This window comes from Ruegeria sp. AL7 (assembly GCF_056536105.1).
In genome coordinates this window covers 64,055-77,499 of sequence record NZ_JBQFJF010000001.1, presented here as the reverse complement: position 1 = coordinate 77,499, position 13,445 = coordinate 64,055, and the positions used below count along the sequence as shown (strand labels likewise).

At 58.6% G+C, this 13,445-nt stretch carries 12 protein-coding genes; 9 read left to right on the top strand and 3 right to left on the bottom strand.

Translation table 11 applies throughout. From position 1 onward, the window contains the following. Positions 1-7: 7 nt before the first annotated feature. Positions 8-670 (bottom strand): TetR/AcrR family transcriptional regulator, encoded by a 663-nt coding sequence (locus ACR3E2_RS00420; protein ID WP_480482144.1) that lies wholly within the window; start codon positions 668-670, stop codon positions 8-10. Between the two features lie 65 nt (positions 671-735). Between ACR3E2_RS00420 and ACR3E2_RS00415 the strand changes: the two genes are divergently transcribed. The 8 genes from ACR3E2_RS00415 to ACR3E2_RS00380 all read left to right on the top strand — a co-directional run bounded on the left by ACR3E2_RS00415 (position 736) and on the right by ACR3E2_RS00380 (position 11,722). Continuing rightward, positions 736-2,052 (top strand): flavin-containing monooxygenase, encoded by a 1,317-nt coding sequence (locus ACR3E2_RS00415; protein ID WP_480482146.1) that lies wholly within the window; start codon positions 736-738, stop codon positions 2,050-2,052. Continuing rightward, positions 2,049-2,951: a bile acid:sodium symporter family protein gene (locus tag ACR3E2_RS00410; RefSeq protein ID WP_480482148.1), complete on the top strand. Its 903-nt coding sequence runs from the start codon at positions 2,049-2,051 to the stop codon at positions 2,949-2,951. Before ACR3E2_RS00415 ends, ACR3E2_RS00410 begins: the two co-directional genes overlap by 4 nt. Further along, positions 2,888-3,880, top strand: a complete 993-nt coding sequence (locus ACR3E2_RS00405) for an SDR family oxidoreductase (protein WP_480482150.1) — start codon at positions 2,888-2,890, stop codon at positions 3,878-3,880. Before ACR3E2_RS00410 ends, ACR3E2_RS00405 begins: the two co-directional genes overlap by 64 nt. After that, the gene (locus tag ACR3E2_RS00400) at positions 3,877-4,641 is read left to right on the top strand and encodes an SDR family NAD(P)-dependent oxidoreductase (protein ID WP_480482152.1); all 765 of its coding nucleotides are present in this window, start codon (positions 3,877-3,879) and stop codon (positions 4,639-4,641) included. The genes ACR3E2_RS00405 and ACR3E2_RS00400 overlap by 4 nt, the downstream gene beginning before the upstream one ends. Positions 4,642-4,720: 79 nt before the next feature. Further along, the gene (locus tag ACR3E2_RS00395; RefSeq protein ID WP_480482154.1) at positions 4,721-7,189 is read left to right on the top strand and encodes a heavy metal translocating P-type ATPase; all 2,469 of its coding nucleotides are present in this window, start codon (positions 4,721-4,723) and stop codon (positions 7,187-7,189) included. Next, positions 7,186-7,575, top strand: a complete 390-nt coding sequence (gene cueR / locus ACR3E2_RS00390; protein ID WP_480482156.1) for a Cu(I)-responsive transcriptional regulator — start codon at positions 7,186-7,188, stop codon at positions 7,573-7,575. The genes ACR3E2_RS00395 and cueR overlap by 4 nt, the downstream gene beginning before the upstream one ends. Before the next feature lie 59 nt (positions 7,576-7,634). After that, positions 7,635-8,549 carry an NAD(P)-dependent oxidoreductase gene (locus ACR3E2_RS00385; protein ID WP_480482356.1) on the top strand — a complete coding sequence of 305 codons (915 nt, stop codon included), beginning with the start codon at positions 7,635-7,637 and terminating at the stop codon, positions 8,547-8,549. 107 nt (positions 8,550-8,656) lie between these two features. Next, the gene (locus ACR3E2_RS00380; protein ID WP_480482158.1) at positions 8,657-11,722 is read left to right on the top strand and encodes an aminotransferase class III-fold pyridoxal phosphate-dependent enzyme; all 3,066 of its coding nucleotides are present in this window, start codon (positions 8,657-8,659) and stop codon (positions 11,720-11,722) included. 49 nt (positions 11,723-11,771) lie between these two features. Here the strand turns inward: ACR3E2_RS00380 and ACR3E2_RS00375 are convergent, their stop codons facing one another. Together ACR3E2_RS00375 and hemP are read right to left on the bottom strand one after the other, a co-directional pair. After that, positions 11,772-12,248 carry a hypothetical protein gene (locus tag ACR3E2_RS00375; protein WP_480475589.1) on the bottom strand — a complete coding sequence of 159 codons (477 nt, stop codon included), beginning with the start codon at positions 12,246-12,248 and terminating at the stop codon, positions 11,772-11,774. Further along, entirely contained in the window at positions 12,245-12,412 is a 168-nt protein-coding gene (gene hemP, locus ACR3E2_RS00370; RefSeq protein ID WP_209504713.1) for a hemin uptake protein HemP, read from the bottom strand. Before hemP ends, ACR3E2_RS00375 begins: the two co-directional genes overlap by 4 nt. Positions 12,413-12,629: 217 nt before the next feature. On the opposite strand from hemP, the gene gph reads away from it, so the two are divergent. Further along, a complete protein-coding gene (gene gph, locus ACR3E2_RS00365) occupies positions 12,630-13,289 on the top strand; it encodes a phosphoglycolate phosphatase (RefSeq protein WP_480482160.1) in 660 nt (219 codons plus the stop codon). Positions 13,290-13,445 lie beyond the last annotated feature (156 nt).

Here is a 13,445-nt window from a genome sequence, read left to right as displayed (position 1 = left end):
CGCGCGTTCAACCACGACTGGTCTGAACCATCGCTTCGATACCGGCTGCACAAAAATCGATCAGGCGTTCCGCCTCCGACACTCCGCCGCCTTGCGACAGGGCCCCGACCCGCCAGCCACTGTTGAGATGCGCCAGCATTGCCGAAACTGAATAGACCTGGCCGCTGGCCAGCAGCGCAGGGTCAACATCCGGATAAAGCGCAGCGATTTCGTCGATAAAAAGCCGGGCGGTCGGGTCGAAACACTCAGCCGCGATATCGCGCCAGCGGGGATCGACCGAGACATGCGCCACGAGGCGCCCATACGCCATCCATCCCGAACCACCTGTTTCTGCCAGTTCCACATAAGGCCGGATAAAACTGTCCAGAATGCTGCGCAATGTTAGCGGACCTGCTTTTCTTGCCTTGGCCAGCGCATCGGTTCTGATTTGTGCCAGCTTGCCCGCACGGCGTTCGATCGCTCGAAAAAACAGCTCCTCCTTGCCGCCGCCATGGTGATGAACAAGGCCAACCTGAACCCCTGCAAGCGCAGCGATATCGCGGATCGACGCGCCTTCGAATCCGCGTTCGGCAAAGACTGTTTCGGCCGCGTCCATGATCCGCGCTTTGGTTTCCAAAGATCGCTTGGACGGTGCCCTTTGTCTTGGCTTTTCTACGTTTTTCAGCGTCATAAAATTCACCTTGCCTTATTTTGGACGTTCGTTCAATTTAAACCTCACGAACTTTGGGAGGGTTCATGACAGAAACGCGCGACACATTCGCCCTGATTGGGGCGGGGCCAATGGGTTTGGCCGCGGCCAAGGTGCTGAAAGAACAGGGAATCGCATTTCAGGGGTTTGAATTGCATTCGGATGTGGGCGGTCTGTGGGACATCGATGCTCCAAGATCAACCATGTACGAGTCGGCGCACCTGATCTCGTCCAAGCGCATGACCGAGTTTACGGAATTCCCCATGGATGACGCGGTTGCCGAGTACCCCTCGCACCGGGCGATGCGCGACTATTTCCGCGCATTTGCGGACCGTTTCGGGTTGCGAGAGGGTTACAAATTCAATGCGGAAGTCACTCAGGTCGCTCCGCTGGGCAATCCGGGTGACGGTTGGCGCGTGTGCTGGCGAGACCAAGATGGCGACCATCAGGCCGAATATGCCGGCGTACTCATTGCGAACGGTACCCTGTCGGAACCGAATGTACCCAGCTTTCCGGGTACATTTGACGGCGAGTTGATCCATGCCTCGCAATATCGGTACCCAAGCCAATTCGACGGCAAGCGTGTGCTGGTCGTGGGCGCAGGCAACTCCGGCTGTGACATCGCCGTCGACGCCATCCACCACGCGAAACGCTGCGATCTGTCGATGCGGCGCGGGTATTATTTCGTCCCGAAATACGTCTTTGGCAAACCCGCTGACACAATAGGTGGAAAGATCCGTCTGCCGATGTGGCTGAAGCGTAAGGTCGACAGCCTGATCCTTGGCTGGTTTGTCGGCGATCCACAGAAATACGGCTTTCCCAAACCGGATTACAAGCTGTACGAAAGCCACCCCGTGGTGAATTCGCTGGTCCTGTATCACGCAGGCCATGGCGATCTGAGCATCCGCCCGGATATCGACCGGCTGGAGGGCCACACCGTGCATTTCAAGGACGGCTCCTGCGACGACTATGACATGATCCTCGCCGCGACCGGATACAAACTGCATTACCCGTTTATCGACAAGGGCCTGCTGAACTGGCAGGGCGACGCCCCGCATCTGTATCTGAACACGATACATCCCGAACGGGACGATCTGTTCGTGCTGGGCATGGTCGAGGCCACGGGCCTGGGCTGGCAGGGCAGGCACGAGCAGGCCGAGATGGTGGCGCGCTACATCAAGGGGCTTCGACACGGCTGCCCCGTGGCAGCCGATCTGCACGCAGAAAAGCAAAAAGGTTATACGCGCGCCACCGGAGGCATGAACTATATCGACCTGCCCCGCATGGCCTATTACGTGGACAAGAATACCTACAGAAAGGCTGTCACCGGCTGGATCGACCGGCTGGGGAAGGCCGCCGCATGAGTGGTATTGACCAGATCACACTGAATTTCAGTCCGGCGTCTCTGACGCTGTTGAATGCTATTCTGGCAATCGTGATGTTCTCGATTGCCATCGACCTTACGCCTCGGGATTTTGACCGTTTAAGGCGCGCACCCAAACCAGTGGTTGTCGGATTGTTTTCACAACTCGTCGTCCTGCCTGCGCTGACCTTTGTGATGGTGTGGATTGCAGCACCGCAACCGTCAATTGCGCTTGGCCTGATCCTTGTCGCGGCCTGCCCAGGGGGCAATATCTCGAACTTCATCACCCACCGCGCGGGCGGGAATGCAGCGCTTTCGGTGTCGATGACAGCCTTCGCCACCATCTGTGCGATCTTCATGACACCTTTCAATATTGCGCTTTGGGGTGGGCTTTACCCACCGACCCGCGCAATCCTGCAACAGACCCAGATCGACCCAATGCAGATCGCAATCCTGGTCGGTCTGATGCTGATCCTGCCGCTGGTTCTGGGAATTACGCTGAATCAACGCCTCCCCGCCTTGACGGCACGGTTGCGCGCACCGCTGCAACTTCTGTCGATGGGTATCTTTGCTGGGTTTATCGTACTTGCTCTGGCTGCCAACTGGGGGTTTTTCCTTGGGTTTGCCGGGGCTGTTGCCGGGCTTGTAATCCTTCACAATGCCCTGGCGCTGGGGGGCGGTTGGGTTGTGGCCACTCTGACCGGGCTGTCCCCCTTCGATCGCCGCGCCATCACCATTGAGACCGGCATTCAGAACTCCGGGCTTGGGCTCGTCCTGATCTTTGCATTCTTCAACGGTCTTGGCGGCATGGCCGTGGTCGCTGCATTCTGGGGAGTATGGCACGCTATCTCGGGCCTGGCTTTGGCTTCGGTCATGGCAAGAACCGAGGCCGCGCGATGACCCGCATCCTGATTACCGGCGCTGCCGGGATGGTCGGGCAAGCGCTGTTGCCCGAACTTGTTGGGCACGAGGTCTTTGCAACCGATCTGAAACGCCCGGTTAACCTGCCGGAAGACGCCTCATATTTGTCCATGGATGTTACAACCGACGCTCCTGCACGTGTGATTGCCAAGGTGAATCCGGATGTGATTGTGCATTTGGCTTCAGTCGTGACGCCGCCGCCGAAGATGGGGCGCGCGACAGCCTATGCTGTCGATGTCGAAGGCACGCGAAATGTGGTGAATGCCGCCATCGCAAACGGGGTGCGCAGACTGGTTGTTACGTCTTCCGGTGCCGCTTATGGCTATCATGCAGACAATCCTGTGCCGTTGCGCGAAGGCGATCCATTGCGCGGCAACCCCGAGTTTCCTTATTCAGATCACAAGCGTCAGGTCGAAGAGATTTTGGCCGAAGCCCGCAGAACCGCCCCCGATCTTGAGCAGGTTGTTCTGCGTGTGGGTACGGTTCTGGGAGCCGGAACCGAGAACCAGATCACCGCCCTGTTTCGAAAGCCCCGGTTGCTGGCGGTGTCCGGCAGCGAAAGCCCGTTTGTCTTTATCTGGACCCGGGACCTGGCACGCATCCTTCAGCGCGCAGCAACCGACGGGCCAGCCGGGATTTACAACGTCGCCGGTGACGGCACGATGGGCGTGAACGACTTGGCGCGCGCCATGGGAAAGCCGGTTCTGCGCCTACCCCCCTGGGTGCTGAAAGCGGCCCTAGCCTTGGCGCGCCCACTGGGTTTATCTCGCTATGGGCCGGAACAGGTAAGGTTCCTTCAATATCGGCCAGTTCTGGATAATTCTGCCCTGAAATCTGAATTCGGCTATACGCCTGAAAAATCCAGCGCCGAGGTTTTTGCGCTCTGGCAACGGCAGGCCGGGTTATGAAAACCGCGGTCATCTCTGGCGGTGCGGGCGGTTTGGGACAGGCTTTAAGCCGTGCATTGCAAGCCCGTAGGTGGCGGGTGGTGCTGTTAGACCTTGATGTGTCCGGTCTGCAAACAGAACCGAACCAACTGCCAATTGCCTGTGATCTGACTGACCCCGAACAGCTTGCCAACGCAGCTCAAAGGGCGATCACGTCAAGCGACAGCATTGATCTGGTCATCTACAACGCCGGGGTTACGCAAATTCGGGGGTTTGACCAGTCCGACACGGCCAGTCACCGTGCACTGTTTGATATCAACTATTTTGCAGCCGTTGAGATGGCTCGCGTATTTTTGCAGCCTCTCCGCGCGTCAAAGGGAACACATCTGGCGATCTCGTCGGTGGCTGGTTTCGCTCCGCTCTGCCATCGCACGGCTTATGCAGCCTCAAAACACGCGCTTGAGGGTTTTTTCAAATCGCTTCGATCCGAAGAAAAGCCACATGGCGTTCAGGTTCAGATTGCAGCGCCGTCTTTTGTGGCCACCAACCCCGGCAACGCAATGGAGCAACCCGATGGAACCGCGCGCCCCGGATCGGCCAAGGACGGAATGGACGAAATGAGCCCCGAGAGCGCCGCCGTGGCGATCCTGCGCGGACTGGACAAATCGCAGCCCATGATCCCGGTCGGACGCGTTGCACACATATCGTGGTGGCTCAACCGTCTGTCACCACGCCTGTATCAGCGCTTAATGGAGCGTAACATGCGCGGGCCGGGATCGTAGAATTTTGCCGCGACCCCCTTGACCTTCCCGTCACTGGAACCCCCATCTGGAGGGCAGAAAACCACGTGGGATGAGTCGCATGGCGCAAAAAGCACTGACAGAACTGAAAATCACCGGCATGGGATGCGCATCCTGTGTGGGCCGTGTCGAGGCTGCACTGCGTGATGTGTCTGGTGTTGATGCGGCCTCGGTCAATTTCGCGACCAAAACGGCACAGGTGGAATTTGACGGGCCAGTTTCGGCCCTGACAGCGGCGCTGGATGCAGCTGGCTATCCGGCTGAAACAAGCCATTCAGATCTGAGCATCGAGGGCATGAACTGCGCATCCTGCGTTGGCAAGATCGAGCGCGCGTTGGCTTCCACCGCTGGCGTGATCGAAGCGCAGGTCAATCTGGCAACTCGGACAGCTACGGTGACTTACGCCACAGCTGCAACTACGCCCGAGGCGCTGGCTCAGGTTGTTACCGGAATTGGATACCCCGCGCGTATCCAAGGCGTTGCGGAACCAGAAAGCCGGGAAGACGATGAAATTCAGCGGCTGGTCCGTTCCACAATACTGGCAGCGGCACTAGCCCTGCCCGTATTCATTCTTGAGATGGGCGGGCACATGATCCCCGTCTTCCACCATTGGATACAGGCGACCATTGGAACGCAGACGAGCCATTTGATTCAATTTGCCCTGACCTCGGCTTTGCTTATCGGACCGGGCCGTGTGTTTTACCGCAAAGGTATCCCGTCGCTGTTGCAGGGCACGCCGGACATGAACGCGTTGGTAGCGCTTGGGACCGGCGCGGCTTATCTGTATTCGGTCACGGCCACATTCGCGCCCGGCCTGCTGCCGCAAGGTACCGCCAATGTCTATTTCGAAGCGGCCGCGGTGATCGTAGTTCTGATCCTTCTCGGCCGGTTGATGGAGGCGCGTGCCAAAGGCAAAACAGGGGCTGCGATCCGAAAACTGGTGGGTTTGCAACCAAAAACCGCGCGGGTCGAACTGGATGGACAGATACAGGACCGGCCAATCGCCGAAATTGTTGTCGGAGATATCCTGCACATCCGCCCCGGCGAGCGTGTACCGGTGGATGCCGAAGTGGTTGAAGGTACCTCTTACGTCGATGAAAGCATGATCACGGGCGAGCCTGTACCCGTTGGCAAGTCGGTTGGCGCGCCTGTTGTCGGTGGTACTGTCAATGGCACCGGCGCTTTACGGGTAAGCGCTACCCGCGTCGGCGGCGACACGGCTCTGGCACAGATCATTCGTATGGTGCAGCAGGCGCAGGGCGCGAAGCTGCCGATCCAGGGGTTGGTGGATTGGATCACCTATCGCTTTGTTCCTGCGGTCATCGCTGTTGCGGTGATCACTGTCGCGCTCTGGCTGATCTTCGGCCCCAGCCCGGCCCTTCCCCTGGCGCTTGTCGCAGGTGTTTCAGTTCTGATCATCGCCTGCCCCTGCGCTATGGGGTTGGCGACCCCAACCTCGATCATGGTGGGCACCGGGCGGGCGGCAGAATTGGGGGTATTGTTCCGCAAGGGTGATGCGTTGCAACAGCTTCAGCAGGCGCGCGTCATCGCGTTGGACAAGACCGGAACCCTGACGCTGGGACGCCCCGAACTGGACAGCGTGACAACGGCGAAGGGGTCTGACCGGGAGGAGGTTCTGCGACTGGCCGCGGCCCTTGAGGCGCGGTCGGAACACCCGATCGCATCCGCCATCACCCGCGCGGGGCCCTCGACACTGCCAGAGGTATCGGATGTCCGTTCGCTTACCGGGCTTGGCCTGCAAGGGTTGGTCGAAGGCCGCGACGTATTGATCGGGTCGCACCGACTGATGCAGCAGAGTGGGATCACCCTTGGAGCTCTGACGGATGAGGCCGAAACCCGTGCCGCCCAAGGGGCAACCCCTCTGTTCGTCGCTCTGGATGGGCAGGCGGCGGCCACGTTGTCCGTTTCCGACCCGATCAAGCCCGGCACAGTGGAGGCGCTGAAACGGTTGCACCAGATGGGTTTGACCGTGGCCATGATCACCGGTGACAACGCGCGCACGGCGCAGGCTCTGGCCGACCGGCTGGGGATTGATCATGTCACTGCCGAGGTACTTCCCGATGGCAAGGTAGACGCAATCACGGCCTTGCGGGACCGGTTCGGAGTGCTGGCCTTTGTCGGTGACGGGATCAACGACGCCCCCGCTCTGGCGGCGGCTGATATCGGCATCGCCATCGGAACCGGAACGGATGTAGCCATCGAAACAGCCGACGTTGTCCTCATGTCTGGTGATCTGCGTGGTGTCGCAAATGCGACCGAGATCAGTCGCCGGACAATGAAGAATATTCGCCAGAATTTAGGCTGGGCCTTCGGATACAATGTCCTACTGATACCGGTGGCTGCCGGTGCGCTGTACCCGTTTGGCGGCTATCTGCTGTCCCCTGCACTGGCAGCTGGCGCAATGGCACTGTCGAGCGTTTTTGTGGTCTCAAACGCGCTGCGCCTGCGCCGTATTCGCGCCAGCGTGCCGGAAACATCAGGTACGGCCACCAAAGAGGTGCACGCATGAACATCGGAGATGTTTCCGCCCGCACCGGCCTGCCCGCCAAGACGATCCGGTATTATGAGGACATCAAGCTGATCAAACCGATGCGCGACGACAATGGCTATCGCCGGTTTCGCGACCAGGACGTGCATAAGCTGAATTTTCTGGGCCGCGCCCGGGCTCTTGGGTTCACCATCGAGGATTGCCGGACCTTGCTGGCGCTCTACGAAGATGAAACCCGTGCCAGTGCCGACGTGAAACAAGTTGCACGCGACCATCTTGTTCAGATCGAAACCAAGATCGCAGACCTGAACGCCATGCGCGATACGCTAAGCCACCTGATCGACGCCTGCGCCGGGGACGACCGGCCCGATTGCCCAATCCTGCGGGATCTGGGTGGGAAAGGCTGACTTGGGGTTGCCCTTTGGGCGCAGCTTTGCTTTGTCTTCGCCAGAGATTTTGGTCAGGCCTGTTTCGCGGAAGCCGACCGAACAGCGGAGAGGATCACAAAATGGCAAAAGTCGCGTTCCTTGGCCTTGGTGTCATGGGCTATCCCATGGCCGGACATCTGCAAACCGCAGGCCATGACGTCACCGTTTACAACCGTACGACCACCAAGGCCGAGGCCTGGGTCGCGCAGCATGGCGGCGCGATGGCAGCCACTCCGAAAGACGCCGTCAAGGATGCTGAGTTTGTCATGGCCTGCGTCGGCAATGACGACGACTTGCGCATGGTTTGCACCGGTGAGGATGGCGCGTTTCAGGGAATGTCCAACGGGGCCATTTTTGTTGACCACACGACGGTTTCAGCAAAGGTCACGCGCGAGCTTTACGCTGCTGGCCTATCTCAGGGTATCGCTTTTGTGGACGCCCCGGTTTCGGGCGGTCAGGCCGGCGCTGAAAACGGCGTTCTCTCAATTATGTGTGGCGGCGATCAGACAGCTTATGATGCGGCTGAGCCGGTAATGAACGTCTATTCCAAAATCTGCCGTCGACTCGGAGCCAGCGGCGCGGGCCAGATGACCAAGATGTGCAACCAGATCGCGATTGCCGGTCTGGTTCAGGGTCTCAGCGAAGCCTTGCACTTTGCCGAAAAAGCGGGCCTGGACGGGAAGGCCGTTGTTGAGGTGATCAGCCAGGGTGCGGCTGGCAGCTGGCAGATGTCAAACCGGTATGAAACCATGCTGAATGATCAGTTCGAACATGGCTTTGCTGTGGACTGGATGCGCAAGGATCTGGGGATTTGTCTGAATACGGCCAATGAAACCGGCGCGTCTCTGCCGGTGACCGCTCTGGTCGATCAGTTCTACAAGGACGTGCAGAAACTGGGCGGCGGACGATGGGACACGTCATCGCTGTTCAAACGTTTGCGTGCCTTGGATTAAGGGGTCGGGGGGCTGTCTGCCCCCTCTTGTCCCTTTGGGCCAATTCACCCCCGAGGATATTTTCGGCCAGATGAAGAGGATCCCGGATGAGCGGGACGGAGAAAGACATGAACGATTTGGTGAACTTCTGGGCGGACGCGCTGCGCCAAAACTGGGGACTGGACGCACGGTTGACCCGGCTGGATGGCGAATATGATCTGAACTTTCTGGCGCAAGCCACAAATGGCCAAGACTATGTGCTGAAAGTCATGCGCGCAGGGTGCGATGCGGGTCTGGTAGATCTTCAGATCGAAGCACTTGCGCATATCGCCTCGGAAGCTCCCGGGTTGCCGTTTCCAAAGGTGTTCCCGGCGTTGAACGGCGCAATGTTGCCGGAAATTTCCGATTCCGAAGGGAAATCGCGGCTGGTGTGGTTGCAGGAACGCCTGCCCGGGCGCTGCTATGCACAAGCGAACCCGAAATCCGAAGAGCCGATCCTGAAATTGGGTCGTGTTGTGGGCGCAACAGATCGCGCGCTGGAGGGGTTTCAGCATGAAGCTTTGCACCGCCCAGATTTCAAATGGGACCTGACGCAAGCGAGTTGGATCAATGACAAGCTGGGCGCCATCAGCGATCCCGCGCGTCGGGCGTTGCTTCGGGATATCTGCAACGAATTCACGGCGATCACGGATAGGCTTGAGGGCCTGCCGAAACAGGCCATTCACAACGACGCCAATGATTATAACGTTCTGGTTGAAGGCGAATTGGGCGAGCGGAGGCGGGTTTCCGGCCTGATTGATCTGGGTGACATGTGTGCAGCACCGCGCGTCTGTGACCTTGCAATCGCCGGGGCCTATGTGGTGCTAGATCATGCCAGACCCGAGCGGGCATTAACTGCTCTCATACGGGGGTACCATGCCGCAAACCGACTGCAAGCCGAGGAGATCGACCTGATCTGGCCTCTGCTGCGGATGCGACTGGCAGTATCTGTCCTCAACTCGACCCTGATGGCGGTCGAAAACCCGGACGATCCATATGTGACAATCTCGCAGGCACCTGCGTGGCGGTTTCTTGAGAATGCATCCGTCAACGGCGGACTGATGTCTGCGCGTCTTCGGGCAGCGTGCGGGCTGCCGGTCGTGGACGGCGCAGAACGCATCCATGCGTATCTGCAAGAACATCGCGGCCGGTTTTCCCAACTGTTCGGTCAGGACCTAAGCGATGTTCCTATGGGGTCGTTGTCGGTTGAAAATTGTGTGTGGCCCCAGAACCCTTTCCACATGCCATTGGCCGAGGCCGCACATGTTGGTGAAGAATACGGCGAAGGGCTGTGGCTGGGCTATTACAACGAACCCCGCCTGATTTATGCCGAGCCAGGATTTCGCAAAGGGCCATGGAAAGCCTCGGACCGGCGAACAGTGCATCTGGCGGTGGATGTGTTTGCACCCGCAGGGACGGTGCTGCACGCACCAATGAGCGGGCGGGTCGAAGTGGTCGAGAACCGAGATCATCACCTCGATTACGGTGCGGTGATAATCCTGCACCATGGAACGCCGGATGGCGATCCGTTCTACACGCTCTATGGTCATCTGGACCCGGAATGCTGTGACCGGTTGAAACCCGGCGATCCGGTGGCACAGGGGGCGGCGTTCGCCCGGTTGGGCGACGCCAGCCAGAATGGCGGATGGGCACCGCATGTGCATTTCCAGCTGGCGCTGACAACCAATGGCATGGAGGCGGATTGGCCCGGTGTCGGCGATCCGGATGAGATGGAGTTGTGGCACGCAGTCTGCCCGAACCCGGCGGCCTTACTGAACCTGCCGGATGACAAGGTTTTCTACCAACCCACAGACAAACAGGCGATCCTGCAGGGTCGCCGCGATCACTTTGGCGGCAACCTGTCGCTGACTTATGATGACCCTGTCATGCTCGTACGCGGGTGGAAACATCACCTGTTTGACGAATGGGGCCGCCCCTATCTGGACGCCTATAACAACGTCCCTCATGTGGGTCATGCGCATCCCCGCATTCAAGCTGTAGCGGCGGATCAGTTGAAGCGGATGAACTCGAATACCCGCTACCTGCATCCGGCACAGACAACTTTTGCTGACAAGATCCTGTCCAAACTGCCCGATCACTTCGAGGTCTGCTTCTTCGTCAATTCCGGAACTGAAGCGAACGAACTGGCCCTGCGGCTTGCCCGTGCCCATACCGGCGCCAAGGGGATCGTGACGCCAGACCATGGCTATCACGGCAATACGAATGCGGCTGTGGCGATATCGGCCTACAAGTTCAACAAACCGGGTGGCATCGGGAAAGCCGATTGGGTCGAACTGGTCGAGGTTGCGGACGACTATCGCGGCTCGTTCAAGCGTGACGATGCGGATCGGGCGCAGAAATTTGCTGATCTTGTGGACCCGGCCATTGCTGCCTTGCAGGACCGGGGTCAAGGTCTAGCCGGGTTCATCGCCGAAACTTTCCCATCTGTCGGTGGACAGATTATTCCGCCCAAGGGCTACCTGCCTGCGGTTTATGAAAAAATCCGCGCCGCCGGGGGTGTCTGCATTGCAGATGAGGTACAGACCGGTCTGGGTCGCCTGGGTGAGTATTACTTTGGATTTGAACATCAGGGCGCGCTTCCTGATATCGTGGTGATGGGTAAACCCATTGGTAACGGGCACCCTCTTGGCGTATTGGTAACGACGCGGGCGATTGCCAACAGCTTTAACAACGGGATCGAATTCTTCTCGACCTTTGGCGGATCAACGCTGTCTTGCCGGATCGGCAAGGAAGTATTGGACATCGTCGATGACGAAGGCCTGCAGGACAATGCGCGTCAGATGGGTGAGCGCCTGATGGCGGGGCTGCGCCAGATCGAAGCCGACTTTGGTTGCGTTGGCGACGTACGGGGCATGGGACTGTTTCTGGGTGTTGAGCTGATCAATCCCGACGGAACCGAAGGAACCGAGATTTGCAGCTATGTCAAAAATCGGATGCGTGATCACCGAATTCTGATCGGCAGTGAGGGACCAAAGGACAACATCCTGAAAATCCGCCCACCGCTGACGATTGAGGCCGAGGATGTGGACATGATCCTGTGGGCGCTAAGGGACGTGCTGTCCGAGGTCGGTGACTTCTCTCCTGCTCCGGTTTGCGGTCACGACCATCACCACGCGGGATGCGGGTGCTGCTGAAGGATTGACCCCGGCGCTTTGCCGGGGTTTGACCGTCCTGCAAGCACAGTCAATGCAAAACGGCAGTGCGGGTATCGTGGCCTGTCGTCGGAATCGCATTTCCCGTCGTCATACGCCGGAGCGTCAGGCCCAGTTCCTCCGACAGGGATGCCAGAGCAGGCGCAAAATCCGGGCGCACGATCAGTGACGCCATCATCATCGCGTCTTCGCGTGCCCCTTCGGATGCGGCGGCAACCATTTGGGCAAAACAATTCTCATCCGCGCCCAGACATGCACACCCCAGACCGTGCCTGATTAGCGGGCGTCGACAATGCGTTGCGCAAAGCGAACACAGACGATCCAGCGTCAGCATGGCGGCACGCCCATAATCTGATCCCAGCGCTATGCAAAAATCGCTCGCGATATCAGCGCGACCGCTTTCACCCTGGCTCCACATCCGCAGATACATCACCGCACCCGCTTCGACTGGATCAAGATCCGCCAGACGGCCGACCGCGGCACCGCCGCGCAATGAATGCGCGCTCATTTCGTCAGGATCAGTTTACCTGCACGGGTGATGCGCAGGGTATACAATTGGTCACCCAACTCGATATGGGCCAGGTGGCCACCTTTGGTCAAATCCTCGGCCTTGTGCGCAGGCAGCATCGAGACAGCATAACCTTGGGTTGGGGTCGGGTTCTGTACGTTCATCGGGGCATCTCCAGAGCGAGTCGGCATGGTGCCATACCTGTTGCGTTTCGTTTTATCTGGCTGACCCGAGAGGGTTGGCTTTCCGTTCCTGTCATTAAATCTGATTATTTTAGTAAGGAATGTCAAGCGCTGTTTCAAATCAGGCGTCATTGAGCCGATTGCGCCCCTGAAAACGACGGGTTAAGACTTGGGGCGGGTATTGAAAGGCAAGCAAAACGTGACCGCAGCAGTTGTTTTTGATCTGGATGGAACGTTGGTCGACAGCGTCGGGGACCTGGCAGCAGCGGCCAATAAAACGCTGAACGGTCTGGGTCACGATCCTGTGCCCGTTGATGTGATCAGAGGGTTTGTTGGCAATGGCCTTCCCAAACTGGTCGAGCGTTTGATGCGACACTGTGATTTGCCCATGGATCGCCACGCGGAACTGACCCAACAGACACTGAAGCATTACAATGCGGCGGTCAGTGCAACGACAGTGCCTTATCCCGGGGTTCTGGAGGCCCTGGAAACACTGAAACAGATGGGTTGCGTTCTTGGTATCTGCACCAACAAACCCGAAGCACCCGCACGTCACGTGCTGGAGGCGCTCAACTTATCCCGGTTCTTCGACGTTGTTTTCGGCGGTGATACATTGCCAATTCGCAAACCGGATCCGGGCCACCTGCTGGAAAGCTTCAAAGCACTTGGGACCTCGGGCACACGCTTGTATGTGGGTGACAGCGAGGTCGACGCAGAAACAGCTGTAAACGCCAGGATACCGTTTCTGCTGTTCACGGAAGGGTACCGCAAAACCCCGGTGGCCAATATACCGCACACCGTTGCTTACAGTGCGTCCGAAACACTGCCGACACTCGTGACCAAATTGATCCAAAACTAAGTAAGTTCACTCGACACGAGTCATAAAACGAATGACTTGGGCTTTCGCAAACCCCAAAAAGTTAAGAGGGGCCGGCCGAGGGGGTGTGACCAGCCCCTCATCGGGGAAAGTAAATACCGTGTTTGTGTGTGGTAAGTACGGTAGGTCATGTTTACC